This is a genomic window from Streptomyces sp. NPDC056503 (assembly GCF_042794995.1).
Taxonomy (GTDB): Bacteria; Actinomycetota; Actinomycetes; order Streptomycetales; family Streptomycetaceae; genus Streptomyces.
Genome location: NZ_JBHTST010000069.1, coordinates 1 through 23,168, shown reverse-complemented (window position 1 = coordinate 23,168; position 23,168 = coordinate 1). Strand labels below are relative to the sequence as shown.

11 protein-coding genes and 2 pseudogenes are annotated in these 23,168 nt (G+C 66.9%); 8 read left to right on the top strand and 5 right to left on the bottom strand.

The window, feature by feature from the left end:
* Positions 1-757: 757 nt before the first annotated feature.
* Positions 758-970: pseudogene (locus tag ACFQ8C_RS21115) on the top strand (transposase); the annotation flags it as partial.
* Positions 971-1,266: 296 nt separating this feature from the next.
* Complete coding sequence (locus ACFQ8C_RS21110; RefSeq protein WP_383459662.1) at positions 1,267-2,061, top strand: hypothetical protein; 795 nt, start codon at positions 1,267-1,269, stop codon at positions 2,059-2,061.
* A 49-nt stretch (positions 2,062-2,110) separates the two neighbouring features.
* On the opposite strand, the gene ACFQ8C_RS21105 is transcribed toward ACFQ8C_RS21110, so the two are convergent.
* Positions 2,111-2,608 carry a hypothetical protein gene (locus ACFQ8C_RS21105; RefSeq protein WP_383459660.1) on the bottom strand — a complete coding sequence of 166 codons (498 nt, stop codon included), beginning with the start codon at positions 2,606-2,608 and terminating at the stop codon, positions 2,111-2,113.
* 533 nt (positions 2,609-3,141) lie between these two features.
* Here ACFQ8C_RS21105 and ACFQ8C_RS21100 point away from each other — a divergent pair.
* Positions 3,142-4,335, top strand: coding sequence for an FG-GAP-like repeat-containing protein (locus tag ACFQ8C_RS21100; protein ID WP_383459657.1), 1,194 nt, complete (start codon positions 3,142-3,144; stop codon positions 4,333-4,335).
* Positions 4,336-4,757: 422 nt separating this feature from the next.
* Here ACFQ8C_RS21100 and ACFQ8C_RS21095 read toward each other — a convergent pair whose 3' ends face one another.
* On the bottom strand, positions 4,758-5,867 hold the full coding sequence (locus ACFQ8C_RS21095) for a hypothetical protein (protein ID WP_383459656.1): 1,110 nt from the start codon (positions 5,865-5,867) through the stop codon (positions 4,758-4,760).
* A 212-nt stretch (positions 5,868-6,079) separates the two neighbouring features.
* Positions 6,080-7,810: an FG-GAP repeat domain-containing protein gene (locus ACFQ8C_RS21090; protein ID WP_383459653.1), complete on the bottom strand. Its 1,731-nt coding sequence runs from the start codon at positions 7,808-7,810 to the stop codon at positions 6,080-6,082.
* A gap of 1,092 nt (positions 7,811-8,902) precedes the next feature.
* Here ACFQ8C_RS21090 and ACFQ8C_RS21085 point away from each other — a divergent pair.
* From ACFQ8C_RS21085 to ACFQ8C_RS21065, 5 genes and pseudogenes are all read left to right on the top strand, one after another.
* Positions 8,903-12,649 (top strand): LamG domain-containing protein, encoded by a 3,747-nt coding sequence (locus ACFQ8C_RS21085; RefSeq protein WP_383459650.1) that lies wholly within the window; start codon positions 8,903-8,905, stop codon positions 12,647-12,649.
* 151 nt (positions 12,650-12,800) lie between these two features.
* The gene (locus ACFQ8C_RS21080) at positions 12,801-19,511 is read left to right on the top strand and encodes an RHS repeat-associated core domain-containing protein (RefSeq protein ID WP_383459647.1); all 6,711 of its coding nucleotides are present in this window, start codon (positions 12,801-12,803) and stop codon (positions 19,509-19,511) included.
* Positions 19,512-19,544: 33 nt separating this feature from the next.
* Positions 19,545-19,760, top strand: coding sequence for a bacteriocin immunity protein (locus ACFQ8C_RS21075; protein ID WP_383459645.1), 216 nt, complete (start codon positions 19,545-19,547; stop codon positions 19,758-19,760).
* Between the two features lie 183 nt (positions 19,761-19,943).
* A pseudogene (locus ACFQ8C_RS21070) lies at positions 19,944-20,174 on the top strand (LexA family protein); the annotation flags it as partial.
* 39 nt (positions 20,175-20,213) lie between these two features.
* The gene (locus ACFQ8C_RS21065) at positions 20,214-21,188 is read left to right on the top strand and encodes a DUF3800 domain-containing protein (RefSeq protein WP_383459643.1); all 975 of its coding nucleotides are present in this window, start codon (positions 20,214-20,216) and stop codon (positions 21,186-21,188) included.
* 128 nt (positions 21,189-21,316) lie between these two features.
* Here ACFQ8C_RS21065 and ACFQ8C_RS21060 read toward each other — a convergent pair whose 3' ends face one another.
* A complete protein-coding gene (locus tag ACFQ8C_RS21060) occupies positions 21,317-22,549 on the bottom strand; it encodes a hypothetical protein (RefSeq protein ID WP_383459640.1) in 1,233 nt (410 codons plus the stop codon).
* A gap of 244 nt (positions 22,550-22,793) precedes the next feature.
* Positions 22,794-23,168 (bottom strand): YciI family protein (locus ACFQ8C_RS21055; RefSeq protein ID WP_383459638.1); only part of this gene is annotated, 375 nt, incomplete at its 5' end.

Here is a 23,168-nt window from a genome sequence, read left to right as displayed (position 1 = left end):
CACTGCTGCCTGCGCCCGCGGGGGTGGAGCCGTGCCAGCCTCCCCGGAACCTCGACGCCTACCGGGCGGCGGAGCGGCTGACCAGGCACTGCGCGATTCACTCCTGCACGGCCGGCCCGCGCGACCGCCGCCGCCGGGCACCTCGCCCGCGCCGGACTTCTCGCGCACCTCGCCGGCGAGGCCGACCACTCCGACCATGTCGTCGCCCTGCGTATGAGGGGCTTCGCCGCCCGTTTCTACCCCACCACTGCGGCCGGCCGATCTTGGGTTGTGGAAGGATGTTGCCCATGACTTGTATTCGAAGGGGTCGTGCCTCGTAGGCCACCAGCTTTGCTTCGGCCTCGAGGGCGCGGCTGGCGTAGCCCCTGGTTGCGGTATCGCGATGTCCCGGGTCTGTCGGGAGCGGCGAATGCGGCTATCCGTGTGTTCGAACGGGATCGATCGTCTCCGGGCATTGTGGCGGCGGCGCTGAGCGTGTGGTCCGTGCGCGTCCACGGCACGAAGCGCCGGTGGAGGCCGTGGGAGGAGGAGTTCACCTGCTTCTGCTGCGGCGAGGGTTGGGCCCGGGACAAGCTGCAGGATGCTCTGTTCATGCTTCCGCCGAGGGCCGCCGACGAGCTTCGGGTACAGGTCGAGCGCCTGGACGCGGTGCTCCTCCGGCGCACGCATCACGAGCCGACGGAAGACCCGGAGTTGGCGTGGTGGCATCGCAGGTGCTGACCGTACCCATGCCGCCCACTGGTTCGTTGGCCCTTGCGTGACTGGTCGGGGGGATCTGACAGAGGCGGAGTGGCGACGTCTGAAGCCGCTCCTGCCCACGGGCGACAACCGTTGTGGGCAGTGGCGCGATCACCGCCAGGTGATCAACGGCATCCTGCACCGGGTACGAACCGGGGTGCAGTGGCGTGACCTGCCCGAACGCTACGGGCCGTGGAAGACCGTCTACGAGCGCCACCGGCGCTGGTCGGCCGGGCCTGGTGCAAGTTCGGGTGACAGGTTCGGTCACGCGGTCTGGAAGATGGTGTGGTCATGACGGTCTCGTATTCGACGGGGGTCGGCCAGCCGTTGCCGGAGACCGGCTGTCTCCGGCAGGCGTAGTCGTTCGGTGATCGCCAGGGCCGTACGGGGGGTTCCTCCTGACCCTGGTCGCAGCCGCCCTCTTCCACTCCTTCTTCCTCGGCTTGGTGTACCGCGCGATCCGGCGTAACCGGCCCCGCCGCGCGACCACCTCGACTGAAAGTCGTCCCCGCCCTACTATCAACGCCCATGTCCACCACCTCACCGATACCCGTCCTCCGGGGCCGCGCTGGTACCACCCTCCAGGCTCAGGACGATGTCCTCGTCCTGAGCCGGCGGCGCAAGGAGAAGCGGATCCCGCTCCAGGCCGTCCGCCGAGTCGGCGCCGAGGGCCGTGCCCTCGCCGTGGAGCTGACCGCCCCGGCCGGGACGACCCCGGTCACGTACGAGGTCCGGGGCGTGAGTGAGGTGGCGGCCACGGCGTTCGCCGACGCCGTCACCGCGCTCCTGCCGGAGGAGCGGGCGGCCGACGGCACGGCTCTCGTCACCGACAGCGCGCCGGCGGGGTCCGATGACGACTGGTACACGCTCGCGTTCAGGCTCACGGCGTGGGTCACCGGCCTGGTGGCGGTCGGGGTGGCCGTACCCCTGGGCATCGTGGAGTCGGTGAGCCGCGCGGTCGCGTTCTTGGTGTTCACCCCCATCGCCGTGGGCATCGCCGCATTCGGGGTCGCGGCCCTGTCCATGCAGTACCGCGAGTGGACCTACCCCCGGTACGGCATCACCGTCGAGGCGGTGCGCCGCGGCCCCAAGGACTACGCCTACACCGACCTGCACGGTGTGGTCCGCGGCGCGTACATCTCTGGCAGCGCGCCGACCATCAAGGTCGCCTATCACCCGAGGAACCCCGCCGACCCGGTCCATGCGAAATCGTGGATTGCCAAGGCGGCGGGCACGCTCGTCTTCCTGGCCATCATCGCCGTCGGTCTCGCCTTCCTGGCCCTCACCATCTCCATGGCCGTCGACGGCTTCCAACGCGCCTGATCCCCCCGGCGGACGAACTCCGACGGCGGGTTTGTTCCTCGGCCGATGATCAGGGCTGGTTCACGATCTGCCAGCCGAGCTGTTCGAGGAACTCCTGCAAACTGGACGCGGTGACCTCGAAGTCGTCAGACCAGGAGGCTGTGGTGGACTTCCAGACCTGTCCGCTGTCTCCGATCGCGAACAGATGGCCTCCGCCGTCGCTGGCGAAGACCAGTGCGATCGATTCGCCGTTGACCGGAGCGGGGCCGTACTCGCGGAAGTGTTCCGCCACCGTTGCCGGCGAGTGGATGAAGTACCCGTTGTCGACGTTGGGCAGGGAAGCCTCGCTGATCACCCAATAGAGCGTGGTCAGGCCGGAGGGGATCGGCGTCAGGTCCACGAGCGCGTCTGTCGCCCGGTGGCTGTCGTCGGTTGCGGGCATCACGGCGTTGAGGCCGGGCGGGAAGCCGTGCGTCGGCAGGAAGGACCGCATCAGCTTCGTCAGCGCCGCGTCGGCCTGTTCCCGCCAGGACCGGACCCATTGCGCGTCAAGCCGCTCACCAGGCACTTTTCTCCCTTGAATACGCGCGGGACCCGCCGGCGCGAGCCCGGAAGAACATATCGGAGGGGATCAGCATGGGGTGCGGTGGGAACCGCGCGCCTCCGATCCGCCGCTCCTGAATCGGCCAAACTGCCTTCGGTCACGGCGCTGAAGGTGGCGTCGTCCTGCTTCCCGTACGCGCGCGGGACCCGGCGAGCGAGACGTGATGCTCCGGCTCATGGCCTGCTCCCCGCCCGCGAGGGGATGTTCGGCTCTCAGTCGCTTGAGTCGCTGTTCCCTGTCAGGCCGGAAACTCCACCAGTACGACCAGCGCTGGAACGGCGCCGTCAACCTCGAAATCGAGCAGACCTGTCAGCCTGTACAGGCCCGTCTCCAGGCCCTCGGACGCTGCACCCATCAGGGAGAAGCACGGGCCGCCGGCCCAGTAACAGAGGCTGGCAACCCCGGTCAGGGTGGCTGATCAGCCGTCCGTGAGCTGGGATATCTTCCTGACACGGCACGTCGAGATCCTTCTCCGTGGCGTGTGAGGGAGGGAATCCATGCGCAACACTCTGCTCCGGCGCGCGGCCGCGTTGGCCACGACGCTGGGGCTCACATCGCTGGGGCTGCTCGGTGCCGGCGCGGCGCCGGCTCAGGCGGCGATCAGCGACTGCCCCGTGGGGTACTTCTGTGCCTGGCAGACCGACGGCAACGGCAGCGACTCGATGTTCAAGACGAACACGAGCAGGGCGACGCTGGGGACCTGGGACAACAAGTTCCGCACGGTCATCAACCGCACGTCGTCGATCGCCTGCCTCTACGACGACGCGAACTTCGGCCTCACCCGCGGCTACAGCACCTTCGACCCCCGCCAGCAGTACGCCACGACCGGGGACCTGGGCGCGCCCAGCTCGCTGAAACTCGTCCGCACCGTGCGGGAGCGCGAGGCACCCGCCTACCCCTACTGGAACGCGGCGACCTCGCCCAGGCTGTCCGGTTTCAGCGACATGAACGCCGACCGGAAGTCCGACGTCCTGGTCCGCGACACGGTCGGACGCCTGTGGTTCCTGCCCGGCGACGGTACCGGCCGTCTGGTCGGCTCCGGTGGCTGGAACGCCTTCAACGCCATCGTCCGGCACGGCGACTTCAGCCGCGACGGCCGGGAGGACGTCCTCGCCCGTGAGACGTCCACGGGCAAGTTGTGGCTCTACCCCGGCACCGGAAGCGGTGGCCTGGGCACGCGCAAGCTGCTGGGCAGCGGTGGCTGGAACTCCATGAGCCGGATCGCCGCTTTCGGGGATCTGTCGGGCGATGCCCGGGCGGACCTGCTCGCGGTGGAGAAGTCGACCGGCAAACTGTGGTTGTACCCCGGCACCGGAACGGGCGGGCTTGGCGCACGAAAGCTGATCGGCAGCGGCGGCTGGAACGGCATGAACGCCCTGGTCGGCGTCGGTGACATGAATGGCGACGGCCGGGCCGACCTCTACGCCCGCGAGGCGTCGACCGGCAAGCTCTGGCTCTACCCGGGCAGGGCCGGCTTGCTCGGTCCCCGGGTTCTGGTCGGCAGCGCCGGCTGGAACACCATGGCCGCGCTCGTGGCCGTCGGCGACTCGTCCGGCGACGGCCGCCCGGACCTTCTCACCATGGACCGTTCCGGGGTGCTGTACGAGTACGCGGGTACCGGCTCGGGCGGACTGAGGGCTCGCGAGGAGACCGGGCTGTGGTGGGGTCTCGAAGGCTCCGTCATCCTGTGACCCACTGAGGGCCTTCGCCTCCGCGCGAAGGCCCTCAAGCGCACCCCGTTACCGAACCCGCGCTGGCCGACGGGTATCGCCGCAGCGCTCTGAAGGGCTGTACCGAGCGCTGCCGTCGATGACGTCGACCACGTCGCCGGCTGCCCGCCGGCCGGCCTGGGCCGGACCCGCGGGCACCGTCAGCAGGGTGGCGGCCTTGGCCGAGAGCGCCGTAGGGCCGGTCAATCCCGATTTCCGCTCCCGGATGATCTTCAAGGTGACCGTGCGGTGGGGATACACACCGGTTTCCACCTCGGCCGAAATCGCGTGCGCCAGATGCTTCCCTCACTCCACGTGGAGGTGTCGAGGAGTCCGCGTGGGCGGCCTTGCGCGTGTTTCTGGCGTGGGGGAGTCGGCGCGGGTGGTCCGGCCGGCCGGGTGGGTCAGTGCAGAGGGGCCCGCCAGATGGCCAGTCCCGCCCCTCCTGGCTGTGCGAAGCCGACGGCGAAGGGTTTGTCGCTGTCGTCGGTGAGGAGGTGGATGCTGCACTCCGTGACACTGTCGCCCGGCGGGATCATGCGGGCGACCCAGTCGGTCGGGCAGCCGGGGATCTTCGCGTCGGGGGTGTAGGGCGTCTTCCCCGGTATCTGCCGGCCGTTCCCGGTCAGCAGGCGCACGTGCTTGGCCTGGTCGGTGTAGAGGTTTCCCGGACCGGGGTTGGTGTAGGTGACGGTCACGTAATAGGGAACGCCGCGCCGCTCGTTGTCGCCCCGGACAAGGCCGAGGCCTGCGAGGTCGGCCGGACGGCCCCGGCGCACGGACACCACCGTGGCGGGCAGTTCGACAATCCCGTCCTCGCGGGCGTCCCACCGCACACGGCTGATGTCACCCGGCTCCGCCAGACCGGCGGACGCCGCTTCAAGGCCGCCCTCGACGGGCCAGGTGGCGACCGCGCCACCCTCGTTGAGGTAACCGCCGGCATAGTGAGCCAGCGACAGCACACCGACACCCTCGGACAGAACATACGTCACACACGTGGTGTACGAATCTCCGGGCGCCAGCGCCGTCGGCGCGTCGTCCGCGCACGGCAGGCCCTCCCTGCCCGCCCCGCCGCCACTGACGTGAACCTTCTCCCCACGCGTCCAGTCGGTCCCGTTCAGGACAAGGTCACTGTCCACCATGTAGGCAGAGGGAATCTCCTCCCGGCCGGTGTTGGTGACCTTCAAGGTGAGGTAATGGGGGACCTTGCCCTGGAGTGCCTGGTCCACGCGCGCACCCCGCATGTCCTGCTGAGAACCCCGCACGAGGCTCTCGACGGCGATCCTGACCTTGTACGACCGGTGGTCGGTGTCCGTGTGGACGACATCGCGTGCACCGGTGCGTACCGGCAGGTCCGTCCCAGAAGCAGGCCTCTTCGCAGCCGGCCGCTCGGCAGACCCCTGCCCGGAACGCTCCACGGCCCCACCCGCACCCTGCTCTCCCGCACACCCGGCGAGGACACAGAGCGACGCCGCGCCTATCAAGGCTTTTCTGAGGTGGCTGGACAGGCGCATGGACTTCCCTATAACTGCACGATGATGTGGATTGGCTGGAGGACTGGGAAATCGTAGGACGTCACGGGGGACGTGCGGGCGGCGGGGGAGGGCCGTGGCGGCCTTCTCGCCTCCGCTCTGGTGGCGTGGCTAGATTTGCTGGCCAAGGGTCCATTCCTCACGTGCGTGGGCAATGGACCCCTGGCGTTGCCGACGGGTGCTGCCGACCGGCGTCAGAACAGGTGGTTGTAGGTGTTCCAGCCGCCGCCGATCCGGGTCCGTCCGGTGAACGGGCCGGTCGCCTTGCCCGTGCCCCGGTACAGCCACAGCACGCCCGTGCGGTCGCGGGCGACCGCGTCGGTCTTGCCGTCGTCGGTGAGGTCGCCGGTGACGACGAGCTGGTCGTAGCCCTGCCAGCCGCCGCCGATCTGCGTGCGGGTGGCGTACGGGCGGCTGGCGTCGCCCGTGCCCCGGTACAGCCACAGCACCCCGGCCCAATCCCGCGCCAGCAGGTCGGCACGCCCGTCGCCGCTCAGGTCGGCGCCGCCGGCGAGCCGGTCGTACGCGCCCCAGCCGCTGCCGATGCGCACCCGCGCCTTGAACCGGGCGCCGGTGAAGCTGCCGGTGCCCTTGTAGAGCCACAGGACCCCGGCCTTGTCGCGGGCGAGGAGGTCGGTGTACCCGTCGCGGTCGAGGTCCCCGGCGCCGTCGATGCGGTCGTAGACGTTCCAACCGCCGCCGACTTTGACGCGGGGTGCGTACGGGGTGTCGTTGGTGTGGCGGTCGTAGTACCAGAGGGTGCCGGACGCGTCGCGGGCGGCAATGTCACCGAGGCCGCGGGTGCGGGCGGAGGGCTTCTGGTCGGCCCAGTAGTGGTTGCCCTGCTTGAGCGGGGAGAGCGCGGTGAGGGTGTTGTAGGTCTGCCAGCCTGTGCCGATCTTGTACGGACCGGACAGGGGCGCCGCAGCCGAACGGGTGCCGCTGTAGGAGAACAGGGTGCCAGCGGTGTTGCGGGCGATCAGGCCGTGGGCGGGCCGGATGGTGCGGCCCTGGACGGCGAAGGGCGCGCTGGCCAGCTTGACATCGGTCTCGTCCCAGACGGCCAGGTCGTAGATGTCGTAGCGGGTATGCGCCTGGAGCTTCTGGGCGTACTGGCCCGCGGTGCCGGTCAGTGCGTAGCCGATGACGTGGTCACCGGGCTCCAGCTCGCAGGCCAGGTTGGTCAGGCTGTCGGGCAGGGTCTCGTAGCGGATCTCGCAGGTGGCGCCCGGGCCGGTGGTGATGTCGCTGATGCGGACGGCCAGGTTGGCGTAGAGCTGGCCGTCGGCCCTGTCGAAGCGGAGCGTCAGCCGTCCGGCGTCGTTGGCGTGGACGCGCAGTTGCTGGCGGACGGTTCCGCCGTCGGGGACGGTCGGGGTGTCGAAGGCGATCGTGTTCAGCAGTGCGTGCGCGCGGGACTTCACGGTGACCTTGCCGGTGCCACGCCGCCCGTCCGCCGGGAGGCTGCCTGCGCTGCGGGCCTCCTTCACGGCCGTCGCGAGGTCGCCGCCGGCCGACATGTACGCGAAGCCCCAGTACAGGGTGGCGTCCGCGGCGCCCGAGGGAACGATGGTGGCGGGCTGCTGATAGGGGACGCCGTCGCACACGAGGACACCGGTGTACCCGGCAGCCGGGGTGCAGCTGTTGTTGTAGAAGTCGTACCCGGTTGGGAGGCCCGCCCCGGCGCCTGTCGGGTCGGTCATCGGCTTCGTGCCGACGGCGATGACGACCTTCCCCCAGAAGGTCGTGCCGGACTCGGTGATCGGGTAGAGCCGCGGTGCCGAGCCGGGTGCGGCCACCACGTCGTACCCCGACAGCCTCAGCTCGTCCGCTGCGGTGGCAGTGGGCGGGGCGAGGAGGGTTGCGGTGGTGAGGAGCCCGGCGGCCGCGGAGAGCGTGGCCGTGCGGCGGGTGAGGCGTCGCATGCGTGTTTCCAAAGGGGCATGAGTGGGTGAGCGACTGCGAGCTGGGCTGCGCGCAGCGGTGCCGGGCTGCGTAGGTAAAGAGGTCGAGTTCTCCGAGCCCTTGGGCGTGGAGGTTCGGGGTAGATGGGTGTGGTCTTCGGGTATCTGCGGGTATCCGTGTTGATCCCTGGGACCGGGACAGACGGAGCCGGGGAGCGAGGGCGTTCAGTGTGCGGCGAGGGTCCGGTTTTCACCGCCCCCATAGGCGGGCTGTCACTTACCACGTCGCGGTGAGTGATGACGGAGCAGTGCGGGAAACCCCACCCAGTGGTGCATGAAAGTTTAATGATCAAGCGTAGATAACATGACGTCAGGGGTGTCCGTCAACGGAAATAGCAGGTCCGGGTTCCGGTTCGTCAGGTCTGGGTGTTCCCCTTCCCCTCGTCCTTGTCCAGCGGGGGCGCCGACGAGCCGGTCGGCAGTCACCGGGGTCTTCATGGGCGGTCGCAGGAGCGGCGCCTCGCTTCCGTTGAGCGGTGGCAACGAGTGGAATACCCGTTGCCGAGACGCCCCCAATCGGGGGATCAGGCCGGCGCGGGCTCTGCAAACTACTCTCGCCGCGCCGCCGGCAATACACCGCTGATGACTTCATCGGGAGTCCCCCGGTGTGGTGCTGTTCCGGTTTGGCCGCTTGACAGGACGTTGGCCCGCGTGTTCTTCAACCACACTCCAACGCCGCCCGCTGACGAACGATGACGAGCGGGTCGAGGGAATGGGCGGTTGCGTCCCGGTGTGCCGGGGTGGATGGGGCTGTGTGCGTGGGAGTTCAGGTCCGGAAAGTCTGTTTGGTGATGGAGTGCTGCGCCCCTTGGTAGGCGCGTGCCGGATCTGGAGCGAGATCTTCCGATCAGTCCTTGTTTGCGCTCGGGCTCCCCAGGATTTGCCAGGAGTGTGTCAGATCCCCCTTGACCCTTCACGGTACGCACACGTGTCATATGTCGATCCGTGCATAGGTATGCGCGGTGCGTAGTGACAGGGTGGGGAATGAACGTGAGAACGGCGCGTGTCAGACGCGCTCGTGGCAGAGGGCGTGTACTGGCCTTCAGTACCGTCGTGGCGCTCATCGCGGGTGTGGCGCCGATGGCATCGGCCGGGACGGCGGCCGCGGACGAGGCGTCCGTGGTGGTTCTGAGTGAGTCCGAGCAGGCTTTGAGGCAGGCTGCGGAGTCCGGGGATCGGGTGGAGGTGGTGGGGGAGCGGACCGAGTGGGAGACCGTGTTCGCGAACCCTGATGGAGGGACCTTCACGCTGGAGAAGTCGATCGTTCCCGTCCGCGTGAAGGACGGCACCGGCTGGGTGCAGCCGGACGCGACGCTGGAACGCCGCGGGGACGGTTCGATCGGACCGAAGGCCGCTGTGGTGGAGGTGTCTTTCTCCTCCGGCGGTCCGGGCGCGGATCTGGTGTCGATCGGGAAGGACGGGCAGTCGGTTTCGATGGGCTGGCCCGGACAGCTTCCCGAGCCGCGCCTCGACGGTGAGCGCGCGATCTATGAGAACGTCCTGCCCGATGTGAACCTCATCCTGACCGCGACCGTCGAGGGGTTCCGGCAGGTTCTTGAGGTCGAGACTCCCGCTGCGGCGGCTCTGCCCGAGCTGAAGGCCATCAATTACAGCCTGGAAGCCGATGGCCTGCGGTTGCGCGAAGGCGTGGTCGGCAGCGTTGAGGCGTTGGACGGCAACGGCCAGGTCGTCTTCCGCTCGCCCACCGCCCGCATGTGGAACTCGGCCGGTGACGACGGCGCAGCTCCAGAGGGCGCCGGTGCGAGTGCGCAGAGCGCGGGCGTACGCGCCGTGCCAGGTGCCGCGCTGGAGACAGAGACTCCGGTGCAGGACGTGCCGGAGTTGGTGGCGCCGCCCCAGGAAGGCGACCCGCTGTCGGGCCCCCGCGCCGGGGATGAGGCTGCGGTGATGGAGATGGAGCTGGACCAGGACTCGCTCACGATCGTGCCCGACGCCGCTCTGATCGCCGCGACCGAGGCGGAGGACTTCCCGCTCTACATCGACCCCCCGGTGGAACTGGACCAGACCGAACGCACGGTCCTGTCGTCCGACGGCGATGTCTTCTACAACTTCACCAACGGCGAGAACGGCATGAGCGTCGGCAAGTGCGGCTCCGCTGTGATCAACGGCCAGACCTACTACTGCGGCAATGGCTATATCAACCGCATGTACTTCGAGTTCTCGCCTTCCAAACTCAAGGGCAAGCACGTCCTGGACGCGACGTTCCGTGTGACGGAGACATGGTCCTTCTCCTGCGAACCGCGCTGGGTTGATTTGCAGCGTACCGACCAGATCTCCACAGCGTCCAAGTACCCAGGGCCTGCCAAGCGTGATCACATGGGTGACCGCAACGTGTCCGCCGGCCGGGGCACTGCGTGCTCGCCGTCCCAGCCGCGCGCTGTGATCGGGTTCAACGACAACCCTGCCGAGTCGGACGAGAACCTGACCGCGACCATCCGCGACTTCGCCGACGGCAAGCTGAACAACCTGACCCTGATGCTCAAGGCGAAGGACGAGACGGACACCGTCTCCTGGAAGCGGTTCAACAACGATGCGACCATATCCGTGGAGTACATGAGCAACCCGGCGAGGCCAGGGGAGTATGGATTCCCGTCGGGCTCCACGCAGATCTGCAGCACCTCCTCGTCCGCTCCGACCACGATCTCCGATTCGACCCCGCGGCTGGCTGCGACCCCCCGTGCGATGGTCGGCAGCGAGAGCGGAGCGATGCTGCGGGCGTACTTCGACGTCGACGGCAGGAACGCGGACGGTACATGGTTCGATGCTCCGCAGCCGACGACCACGTCAGTGCAACCCACGACGGGCCATGCCTCCTACAGCGTGACGGCCAAGGACTTCCCGAACCAGATCAAGGAGTGGAACGTTGCGCTGAAGGAGGGGGTGCTGTATCGCTACCAGGCCAGCACGCACTCCTTCGCCGACACCACCTACACCACCGTCCGAAGCGGCCCAGGCACCCCGTGGTGCTACTTCAAGGTGGACACCACCGCGCCCAAGCCACCCGTGGTGAAGTTCAATACGACCTATACCGAATGCGTTACCGGCGGCACCTGCGCGCCGGGAGGTGGCCCGAACAAAGCAGGCTCGGTCACCTTCACCTATGGCGCCGGGGACAACGCCAGCACCAATACCCACTACCAGTACCGCCTCTCCGGAGGCGACTGGACCAGTTGGAGGGCAGCGTCCGGCGGCTCGTACACCACCACCATCACCCCACCGACATCAGGAAGTTTCGTCCTGGGCGTGCGATCCCTGGACGTCTTGAATCGTGCGGGTGAATCGGCCGTCAAGTTCCTCGTCAAAGAAGGCGAAGGTCCGATCGGTCGATGGGACTTCAACGAAACAACATCCGGTGTCGCGATAGACACCTCCACCACCAACACCGCGCTTCGCAACAACCTGACACTCACGGCAGCCGGTGCGACGCGCAACGAGCACGGACGGCGCGGTCAGGTCACAACGGTGGATAGTGAGACTTCACAGGAAAAAATCTCACAGGACAAGGCTCTAGCCCTGACCTCCGCAGCGCAGGGAAGCGCCACCTCCTCCCAGCAGGTAGTGGAGACTCTGTCGTCCTACACCCTGACCGCCTGGGCGCGCCTTGACCACGCAGGCACGGCCAACGCCACGGTGCTGGCACAGGACGGCGCGAGGCACAGTCCCTTCTACCTGAGCTACTGCGCAGACGTGCAGACGTGGTGTGTACGCCTGCCCGACAAGGACGCCGACGGCGCATCATTCTCCAGCCAGCGCGTGGACGCCCTGAACAAGCCCCAGGTCGGATCCTGGACGCATCTGGGAGTCGTCGTGGACACGGAAAGAGACGAGCTCTCCTTCTACGTCAACGGTGCCCTTCAGAAAACCGATGCGCTCACAGCCTCCCCCTTCGCCTCCGCCGGCGCGCTCAAGGTCGGCCGGGCCAAGTATGCGAGCACCTATACGGACTTTTTCCCCGGAGAGATCGACGAAGTTGCCGTATGGCAGTCCGTTCTTGGGCCGGTGCAGATGGCTGAGGAGGCGGACCTGGTCCAAAAGGCCTCCGACCCGAACCCGAACTGGGCCTTCGTGGAACTGGTCGGCCAGTACAACCCTCTCGGTGCCTCCGGTGCGGCCCTGCCCGACAGCAGCGGCTACGGGAACACCCTGACGATGGCCTCCGTAGCCTCCCTGGACGGCGAAGCAATCGTTCTTGACGGCGTGGACGACTCCGCCACTACGGTGCGTCCTTTGGTGGACGACACCGGTTCCTTCTCGGTGACCGCATCAGTGAACGTCGACGTCGACAAGTTCGACGCGCTGCCCAACAAGGCTCGGATGCAGGTGCTCGGGCAGCGGACCGCAGCTGGTGAAACATGGGGCATCTGGTTCGAGAAGGACGGGACCAAGATGATGGATACCGAAGCCCCAGATAGTTCAGGCGAGACCGGCGAACCCACCCTGCCCGAAGAAGTAGCCGTCGGACGCTGGCACTTCGGCCGAATCGATGCGAACGGCACCGTGCAGTCCGTGCAGAGCAAGGAAGTCGAGCGCCCGGCCGGCGAAGTCGAAGTGACCGGTGTCTTCGACGCCAAGTCGCACTCCATTCGGCTGTTCATCGGCGGCGAGACGGACGTCGATCCTGTGGCCTACGAGTCGCAGGTAGGGACGGGCTTTGCCGTCGGCAAGGCGTGGACCGGTAGCGCATGGTCCAGCTTCTTCCCCGGAAAGATCAGCGACATCCGCCTGTGGGCCGGAGCCCTCACCAACGCACAGCAGGTGCAGGAAGTCGTCGGCTCCTAAGCCGTCCTTCTCACAGGCGCACGAAAGAGAGCAGCGGGGCGGCACGAGCCGCCCCGCTCGGCTCCCGACGCCTGACGCACCCGCCATCCCAACTGTTAGCGGTTCTTAGTCACAAGAGCTGACAAATCACGTTACAAGGAGTTGTGCTGTCGTGTTCAGACGCACGCGTCTGTCAAGACGTCAAGGCGCCGTCATCGGCGCTCTGACGCTCGCCCTGTCCATACCCACTCCATTGATTCCCGTCGCGTATGCCGCGGATCTGCCCGGGCGCCCGCAGGTGCCCAAGTCCACCCCGGTTAAGGTGTTCGAGGTCAAGGAACCGGGCGCGAAGAAAGAACGCGCCAAGGTCAGCCAGGAGAAGGCCGCCAACCGCGCCCTGGCCGCCCAGGCCAGGCTGGAAAGCTCCCGCAGCGCCTGGCCCAAGGCACAGACGCTCACCGGCCGGCTGGACACCACCCCCGCCTCCGACGGCACCGCACTGGTGAATGTGCGGGGAGCGAAGGGCACCGGGCCGGCACGCCTGGTACAGCGCCCGGCCGCAGGAACTTCCACGGTCAAGGTCCTCGACCAGAAGACCACCCGCGCAGCCGGCATCACAGGCGTGCTGTTCACGGTCGCCGCCCAGAAGCCCGGCGCGGCAGACGTTGAGGTTTCCTACAGCTCGTTCGGTTCCGCGGTCGGTGGTGCCTGGGCCACCCGCCTGGGTCTGCTGTCCCTGCCTTCCTGCGCGCTGACCACACCGGACGAGGCGCAGTGTCGCGAGGCCACTCCCATCGCCTCCGACAACGACGCCACGGCACAGACCGTGAGTGCCTCCCTGGACACCGTCGGCACCGCCCCACGGGTGTTCGCTCTCGCGGCGACCTCCACAGGTGGCTCGGACAAGGGCGCTGGTGACTACAGGGCCACCCCGCTGTCCAGTGCCTCCTCCTGGGACGCGGGAGGTTCGTCCGGCTCGTTCACCTGGAACTACCCCCTCACCGTCCCACCGGCAGCAGCGGGACCCGTTCCGAACCTCTCTTTCTCCTACGACTCGGGCAGCGTCGACGGCCGCACCGCGAACACCAACAACCAGGGCTCCCTGGTCGGTGAGGGCTTCGACCTGACCTCCTCCTACATCGAGCGCAAGTACGGCTCGTGTGACGACGACGGCCAGAGCGGCAAGAACGACCAGTGCTGGAAGTACGACAACGCCTCCCTCGTTCTGAACGGCAAGTCGACCGAACTCGTCAAGGACGACACCACCGGCTTCTGGCACCTGAAGAACGACGACGCCTCCAAGGTCATCCACGCCACCGGCGCCGACAACGGCGACCAAGGTGATGCCGGAACCGAGACCACCGAGGATGACATCGGCGAGTACTGGAAGATCATCACCGGCGACGGAACCACCTACACCTTCGGCCTGAACAAGCTCCCCGGTGCGGGAAGCGAGCGCACGAACTCGGTGTGGACCGTCCCGGTCTTCGGCGACGACGCCAGCGAACCCGGGCACTCCTCCGCCACCTCGTTCTCCGGCCGCGCCAAGAACCAGGCCTGGCGATGGAACCTCGACCTCGTCGAGGACGTCCACACCAACGCCTCCACCTACTGGTACAAAGCCGACACCAACTACTACGCCAAGAACAGCGACAAGACCGCCCTCGCCGCCTACACACGCAGCGGCTACCTCGAAGAGATCCGCTACGGACAGCGCGCCGACACCCTGTTCACCGGCACCCCTTCGGGCAAGGTCACCTTCGACTACGCCGAGCGCTGCAAGGACTACGGCGGCGGCTGTGGCTCACTGACCGCGGACACCGCCAAGAACTGGCCCGACGTCCCCTTCGACTCGATCTGCACCGACACCGAGACGGACTGCAAGGCCACCGGACCGGCGTTCTTCACCCGCAAGCTCCTCAAGGCCGTTCACACGCACGTGTGGTCCACCGCCGCAGAGCCCGACGCTTACAAGCCCGTCGACTCCTACACCCTCGCCCACGACGTCTTCGATGGGCAGGACATCGGCAACAGCTCCGACCAGGTCTGGACGCTGGTCGCCTTCAAGCGCACCGGCAAGAACGGCACCCAGATCGGCCTGCCGAGCATCGGCTTCACCTACCAGCACCGCGCCAACCGCGTCGCCGACGCGGAGGACGCCGGCGAAGACGAAATTGTCAATGCTGTGCCGCTGACCCGGCCTCGCATCTCGACGATCACGTCCGAGACCGGTGCCATCACCACCGTCGCCTTCTCCAGCTCCGAGTGCGTTCGCGGCACGAACATGCCCGCGGCCGAAGACGACAACACCATGGCCTGCTACCCCGTGTACTGGCCCATCAACGGCGGCGACCCGGAACTGGACTGGTTCCACAAGTACCGGGTCATCGCCGTCAACACCGCAGACCCTGCTGGCCGTAGCCCCGCCGTCGAGCACGCCTACACCTATGAAGGTCCCGCCTGGCACTACAACGACGACCCCTTCACCAAGGAGAAGCACCGCACCTGGTCCATCTGGCGCGGCTACCGCAAGGTGACCGCCTACACCGGGGCGGTCGGAGCCACCCGCTCCAAGACCGTCAGCCTCTACATGCAGGGCATGCACGGCGACCGTCTCAAGAACGGCCAGACCCGCAGCGTCACCATCGCGGGCATCGACATCGACAATGTCCCCGGGAACGCCGGAGACGACCTCGCGGTGTCCGACAGCCTCGACCGCGACGTCTATGCAGGTCACTTGCGCCAGCGGATCACGTACGACGGCCCGCTCGCCGTGAGCAACAAGTTCTACAACATCTGGTACCGGCAGACCGCCAGCCAGCAGAAGTCCTACGCCAACACCATCGCCTACATGTCCCGCACCTCACGGGACTACACCAACACCTACCTGACCGCAGCAGGCAAGTGGCGCACCACCGCCACCAGCTACACCTACGACACCTACGGCATGACCACCCGCACCGAGAACCACGGTGACTGGTCGGCCACCGGCGACGAGACCTGCACCCGCACCTGGTACGCCCGCAACGACGCAAAGGGCCTGACCGGCCTGGTCTCCCGGTCTCGTACCGTCGGCCAGGCCTGCGCGGTCACCGACGACCAGCTGAAGATGCCCACGAGCATCACCCACAAGTACACCCCCGCGGAAGCCCCCGACCAGCGCGGTGACATCCTCTCGGACACCGCCACCGTCTACGACAACACCACGGTGACCGCCTGGAGCGCCGATCAGACCCCGACCCTGGGCCTGGCGACCTGGACCGGCCGAGCCAAGGGCTACCCGGCTGCGGTCACCGGCAGCACCGCCGACCGCGACCCCGCCAGCTGGCAGACCCTGGCCAAGGTCACCTACGACACCGCCGCCGCCAAGCTCGGCCGCCCCCTGACCGCGACCGACGCCAACGGCCAGGCCACCACCACGACCTACTACCCGGCCAGCACCGGCCCGGTCACGACCGTCGTCGTCACGAAGCCGGCCCTCGTCAACGGCCAGGCCCACAAGACCTACACCTACTACGACCCCGCCCGAGGCTCGGTCACCCAGACCCTGGACGCCAACCTCAAGCGCACCGAGAGCACCTACGACGCCCTGGGCCGCATCACCGCAACCTGGGCACCCGACCGCGCCAAGTCCGCCGACGACACCGCCAGCGCCACCTTCGCCTACGGCATCAACCAGACCAACCACCCCTCCTGGACCTCCGTCTCCACACTCAAGGCAGACGGCAAGACCTACGACACCAGCTACAGCCTGGTCGACTCCCTGCTCCGCCCGCTCCAGACCCAGACCCCGGCCCCCAACGGCGGCCGTATCCTCACCGACACCCGCTACAACGACCGTGGCCTCGCCTACGAGACCTACGCCGACATCTTCGACTCCACCAAAGCCCCCGAGAGCGCCTACTCCCAAGCCGAATACGGTGGCGCACCACAGCAGTACAACCTGGAGTTCGACGGCCTCGGCCGACAGGTGAAGTCCACCCTCCGAGTCAAGGGTGTCCCGAAGTTCAACCCCGTCACCACCACCTACACCGGTGACTCGGTGGCCACCACCGCCCAGCAGGGCGGCACCGCCACCCGCACCATCACCGACGTCCTGGGCCGCACCACCGAAACCCGCACCTACGCCGGCCCCCAGCCCAACGACACCGCCTACGGCGCGGCCACGAACACGGCCCACACCTACGTCAAGTACGCCTACTACGACGACGGCAAGCAGAAGCAGGTCACCGGCCCCGACAACGCCCAGTGGACGTACACCTACGACCTCTACGGCCGCCCTGACGCCGCGAACGACCCTGACAAGGGCACCGCGGTCACGACGTACAACGACCTTGACCAGATCGCCACGACCAAGGACGCCGCAGGGCGCACCCTGGCCTACGGATACGACGTGCTCGGCCGCAAGACCAGCATGTGGCAGACCAGCAAGACCGACGCGAACCTCCTCGCGGAGTGGACCTACGACTCGCTCCTCAAGGGACTGCCCGACGCCTCCATCCGCTACACCGGAGGCAAGGGCCAGACCGGCAGCAAGGCCTACACCAAGACGGTCACCGCATACGACTCCCTGAACAGGCCCACGACCACCACCCTGACCCTCCCGACGGACGACCCCCTGGTCACCTCCGGAGCCGTCACCGCCACCAGCAGCGCCAAGGTGAACTACCGCCTCGACGGAACCATCAGCAGCACCACCGAACCCGCAGGCGGCGGCCTCGCCGGCGAAACCATCAGCACCGACTACAACCCCGCCGGCCTGCCCATCGGCCAGTCCGGACTCTCCGGCTACCTCCTCGGAGCCTCCTACACCGACCTCGGCCAGCTCCAGCAGCTCACCCTCGGCCCTTCCAGCGCCAACGGCGTCAAGAAGACCTTCCTCACCAACCTTTACGAGGAAGGCACCGGACGCCTTACCAGCTCCGACGTCATCGACCAGACCCGAGGCCGCGTCCGCGACGCCGTCTACACCTACGACCCCGCCGGCAACGTCACCTCCATCTTCGACCACCAGAACACCGGCAACGGCGCCGACTTCCAGTGCTTCACCTACGACGGCCAACGCCGCATGACCCAAGCCTGGACACCCAAGACCGCCGACTGCGCCACCGCCGGCCGCACCGTCGCCAACCTCGGCGGAGCCGCCCCTTACTGGACCACCTACACCTACAACGCCTCGGGCCAGCGAGCCACCGAAACCCAGAACACCGCAACCCCCACCACCCGAACCTACTGCTACGACTCCACCCGCACCCACGCCCTCAAAGCCACTACCACCGACGGCAACTGTGCCGACGAAACCACCCGCTACACCTACGACGCCACCGGCAACACCACCACCCGCGTCGAAAAAGCCGACAGCACCACCACCCAGTCCCTGAACTGGAACGCCGAAGGTAAGCTCACCAAGCTCACCGAAGGCACCGCCACCACCGACTACCTCTACGACGCCGACGGCGCCCTCCTCATCCGCCGCGCCAACGGCACCACCGGCGAAACCGTCCTCTACCTCGGCGCCACCGAAGTCCACCTCAAGGGCACCAAGAAGTGGGCCAACCGCTACTACACCGCGGCCGGCACCACCATCGCCCTGCGCACCAACGAAACCGGCACCGAAAAGCTCCACTTCCTCGCCAACGACCACCACGGCACCGGAAGCCTCTCCATCACCGGAGACGACACCCAGGCCCTCACCAAGCGCTACACCACCCCCTTCGGCGCCCCCCGAGGAACCACCGCCGGCACCTGGCCCGACGACAAAACCTTCCTCGGCAAGCCCACCGACACCAGCACCGGCCTCACTCACATCGGCGCCCGGCAATACGACCCCACCCTGGGCCAGTTCATTAGCGTCGACCCGATCCTCAGCCTTAACCAGCACCTTTCACTCAACGGCTACAGCTATGCCAACCAACACCCGGCTACGGCGTCAGACCCCACAGGCCTGGCGGAGATGTGCAGCGTTTCCGGCAATTCGTGCCCTTCGGGTACAACGCCGACAGGGGCTGTTCCAAACGATGTGCAGCAGCCTTCAGAGGGCGGCAACTCTACAGGCGGTACTGTCGCCGGCCAGGCGGGAGAACCAGGGAGAATCGCTAATGGCGAGGCAGCTGGCAGTGAGGAATCTGGTCTCTTTTGTGTCGGTACAGGACTTCTGGCCCGATGTGGGGATGCAGCAAAGGCGACTCTTGCCCCAGAAGACGATGCGATTTCGACAGCGGTTCTAGGTGTTGCAAGTAATGCCGTATACACGGCAGAGCTGTTTGGGTGGATTTTCGACCGGGACTGCTGGAATGGCGGACAAGGCGTTCCAGGATCGGGCTGTGACTACGGTTATCAGTATGATCAGTGGGTAGCTTCACAGGGGTACAACACTGCAGGGGACCCCTATCTGCTTCCTGGTGCGCTTGCTGCGATTTTTGCGCACAGGCAGCGTAATAATGAGATAGGCCCCCCCAAGACCTCGACGCAGCTAAGAAATTCTCCTGGTGCAGTTACAGGGGGTGGGAACCTTTCGACTGTCAATGGTCGATGGCTTATGGGAAGTAGCGGTAATGCGGGTAAAATCCCCGGCCAGGTCGCCCATGCGCTTCAGGGGCGAGAGTTCAGGACATTCGACGACTTTCGTGAGGCGTTTTGGAGGCAAGTGGGGGCAACTCCGTCTCTTGCCTCTCAGTTTTCTGCATCGAATCAAACCCTCATGAGTCGCGGGCGTGCCCCGTTTGTGGCAGACAATCAAAGTGTGGGGAAGAATAATCGCTACGTGCTCCATCATGTTAATCCAATTCAGCATGGAGGTGGAGTTTATGATCTCGATAATCTCATGGTTGTGACTCCGAGGTATCATGCTGAGGTGTTGGATCCTGCCTACCATTCTGGGTGATTTGTTACCGCCTGCGGATCCCGAGGAGAAGTGATGTCGTCTCTTAATCGCGAAGAGCTTATCCGGCTAGTTGAAGAGATTATGCATTTCGAGGGGAGTGAGGAAGATGAAGATCTACTGGTTGAGAAACTAAAAGAGAATGTTCTGCATCCTAGGGTGATGGATCTCATCTTTCATCCTGAGCATGGAGAACCAACAGCCGAGCAGGTGATTGACGCCGCCCTCTCATACAAGCCGATCGAAGCTTAGTGGACCTTTTCATCCAGTGCCGGGAGGGTGAAATGGCCTGGTGGACGGGGGTGTGACAGAGCAGGGCCCCTGGTCGTTGGCGTGGTGATCTCACTCATCACATCGGCGACCGAGGGGCCCTGAAGGTTTCCGTATCCTTCCATGCTCGACATCCCGTACGAGCCTGTCGAGCATGTCTCCTGGCTCATCTACGCCGCCATCTGCGACGGAGACACCGTCGTCGTCAGGCAGGCCGACACCGCGGACCACGGCGACATCGTCGCCGTCATGCTGGACAACGAAGCCACCGTGAAGCGACTGTGCCGCGAGGACGGCCACGTCTGGCTCATGCCCCACAACACCGCTTACGCGCCGATCCCGGGCGACCACGCCACCATCCTCGGCAAGGTCGTCGCGGTCCTGCGCACGCTGTAGCCGCGGGATCGCTCCGAAGCTGTCGGGCATCCTTCACGCATGTCCACTTCATCTTCGGAGCGGCCCGTCGTTTACGTGGACGAGTCCGCCAACTCTGGCCAGAACCTCCTCGACCCGCACCAACCTGTCTTCACAGTGGCCGGGGTCCACCTCTCTGACGACCTCGCCGCCTCCATCGTTGACGAAGTCCGTGGGCAGCTCCCCAGCAATCTGCGCGAGCCGAAGTACACGTCGCTGGCGCGTTCCAGCCGCGGACGGAAGTCGCTGATGAACGCCTTCTCGCGCTTACCCGAGGGGAGCGTGCGAACCTACCTGATCCACAAGCGATTCATGGTGATGACCAAGATGGTCGACGTCATCGTGGAACCTATGGCGTACCGGGACGGCTACAACCTGTACGAGGGGAAGCAAACTCTCGCCCTGGCGAACATGCTGCACCTGGCCGGTCCGGTCATGGGGGATGCGGACGCCTACGACCGGATGCTCCACGCGTTCGTGAACTGGGTCCGGCAGAAGGCCACTACCGACGAGCTGTACGCGGCCGTGGCCGCCCTCAAGTCCTCCGTGCAGGACCAGCAGTTCGCCGAGTACCTGGACATCCTGGAATACTGCCGGCCCATCGCTGACGAGACCGCAGCAGAGCTCGCACTCTACGGACATCGAGACGAACTGGATCCGGCGCTCCCAAGCCTGCCCTGCCTCGCCACCACATTCGGCCAGACCCTGGGCGAGTTCCGCCTGGTGCACGACGCATCGAAAGTCATCGACCGCAACATCACCCGCCTGCACACCATGCACCTCCTCCCCGATCCCACGCGGCCGGGCGAGTTCATGAACCGCTTCATGGGTGCCATCGAGTTCGCGGACAGCAAGGATCACCCGCAGCTTCAGGTGGCGGACTGGGCCGCTGGCGCGACACGCCAGTGGGCGCAGCAGACGGCAGATGGCGGCGGGGACCAGTTCTCGCGTGAGCTGAAAGCAGTCGTCCGGCCTTGGCTTATCGACCTCATATGACCGGATCCCATGGAGCGCTGAGGATCATGATGGCGACGAGGGGCGCCTGCAGGATCTGGTCTCGACTCCTGGTAGGCCCCCAGAAGGGCGCCAGCTCCAGGCTCCGGCGCCCGAACACATGAGGGCATTCACTCGCTCGTGGTGCGCAGGGCGGGGGTGACGCTGATGACCTCCCATCCCGGGTCTGGTTCGGCGGGCCGGCGGCGGTGCTCGGGCGGGACGGGGCCATCGGCGTGGGGGAGGTATCCGTGGTTACGCAGGGTGGATGCGCGGGTGGCGCACCAGGGGGTGCAGAAGTTCTTCCGGATGCCGTGGGGGAGGGGCTGAGTGCAGACCAGGCAGTGGCCGGGGGCCGCTTGGGGTTCCAGGTCGGCCAAGAGCCGCTGGATACGCCCGATATCGTCCGGGGTGTAGGGCTCCTGGTCGGAGTCGCAGCTGCTGACCAGGGTGGTGAAGACGGTGCGCAGGGCGGTCAGGTCGCGGTGACAGGTGCCAAGGAGGTCGAGGTACTCCTCCACGCTCCAGGTGGCCAGGACGTCGCTGCGGGTGAGGCAGACGCCGACGGTGTCGATGCGGTAGGCGTCGGCCGTGTCGAGGAGGAGATATCCGAGCAGCTGCCACAGGGCGTCCTTGCGCAGGGTGCGCGGGTGGCGGGTGGACTTGAAGTCGATCAGCATCCCGTCGGCGGCGAGGTCGGCGTCCGCGGTCAGCCGGGACCCGAAGAGGGGCCCGGCAACGCAGTCCTTCGGCAGCGTCCGGGCCCGCAGCCCGGCGAGCGCACCGTCCCCGGCCCGGTACAGCTGCGCGACGACATCGGCGACCATGTCCGGGTGCGGGAGCGCCAGGAGCCGGGCCAGAGTGAAGCTGGCGGGGTCGGCATGCGCAGCCAGCGACAGCGGCGTGAAGGCGAACCCGATCCGACTACGGGCGTTGACCTGGTACCAGGCTGCGGCGATCACCAACCGCGCCAGCTCCTCCTCCTCGTCCTGCGCACGCTCCAGCGGCAGGCTGCGGTCGTCCAGGCCCAGCCCGATGGTGACGTCCTCCAGGCGCTCTTCGAGCTCATCCCCCACCACCCGCATCCGGTACCCGACCTCATCTCCCGGCAGGGTCATCACGCCGGCCTGCGCGGGGATCCCGAACGGGGTATCCGCGCGGAACGCCAGACGTAGCCGGTGGTCGATCGCCGTGCCCACCGTCCCGGCCTCGGTGCCCACACCGGGAGGCGGCAGTAGAACACGATCGTGTGGGTACCGGGAGCGGTAGGCCCGCTGGAGCGGGCGGGGGCCAGCAGACAGCTCCCGGTCGAGGAACCGGCGCAGCGGCGTACGGGGATTGCGCAGACCGGACGTGAGACTCATCAGAGCACCGCCCTTCAGCGGCAGCCACCACGCCCCCGGGAGGCGGAGACGGTCAGCTCGTCCACGCCCTATTTTATCGCTGGTCAGGGCACGTTTCACGATGACAGCCAAAGGGGCCCGGCCTCCCCACCGGGGCGGCTTCCCGGCCAGCCGGTCCGGTGGGGAGGGCTCGCGCAGCGCGCCGACGGCTTGCTCGCTCACGAGCCCCTCACGGTGCCAGCCGCCCCACCCCACCCTGCCCCGTTTACGCCTGTGTCGGGGATTCGTGGAGGATGGGCCAGAGTTCGACGGGCTCGGTGTCGGCGATGGGCATGTCCGCGGCGATCGCCTGCGCCCGCTGGAGGCTGTGGCAGTCGAGGAGGCAGAAGCTGGCGATGTACTCCTTGGTCTCCAGGTACGGGCCCTCAGTGACCACCGGAACACCCTCCCCGCGGCGTACGAGCTGGGCGGCGGCCGCGTCCGCGAGCCCGTAGGCACCCAGCAGTTCACCGCTCTGCCGGTACTTGGTGTTGAAGGCTTTCTGTCGGGCGATCGCCTCGGGCCATGCCTCGGCCGGGATGGCGTCCCACTTGGCCTGGCTGCCGTAGATCATCGCGACGTACTTCATCCCGGGTGTCCT

Excerpts from the sequence above, each read along its gene's own strand:
- ACFQ8C_RS21090 (WP_383459653.1), bottom strand. The coding sequence starts at position 7,810 with ATGCGACGCCTCACCCGCCGCACGGCCACGCTCTCCGCGGCCGCCGGG.
- ACFQ8C_RS21100 (WP_383459657.1), top strand. The coding sequence starts at position 3,142 with ATGCGCAACACTCTGCTCCGGCGCGCGGCCGCGTTGGCCACGACGCTG.
- ACFQ8C_RS21095 (WP_383459656.1), bottom strand. The coding sequence starts at position 5,867 with ATGCGCCTGTCCAGCCACCTCAGAAAAGCCTTGATAGGCGCGGCGTCG.
- ACFQ8C_RS21075 (WP_383459645.1), top strand. The coding sequence starts at position 19,545 with ATGTCGTCTCTTAATCGCGAAGAGCTTATCCGGCTAGTTGAAGAGATT.
- ACFQ8C_RS21060 (WP_383459640.1), bottom strand. The coding sequence starts at position 22,549 with ATGAGTCTCACGTCCGGTCTGCGCAATCCCCGTACGCCGCTGCGCCGG.
- ACFQ8C_RS21110 (WP_383459662.1), top strand. The coding sequence starts at position 1,267 with ATGTCCACCACCTCACCGATACCCGTCCTCCGGGGCCGCGCTGGTACC.
- ACFQ8C_RS21065 (WP_383459643.1), top strand. The coding sequence starts at position 20,214 with ATGTCCACTTCATCTTCGGAGCGGCCCGTCGTTTACGTGGACGAGTCC.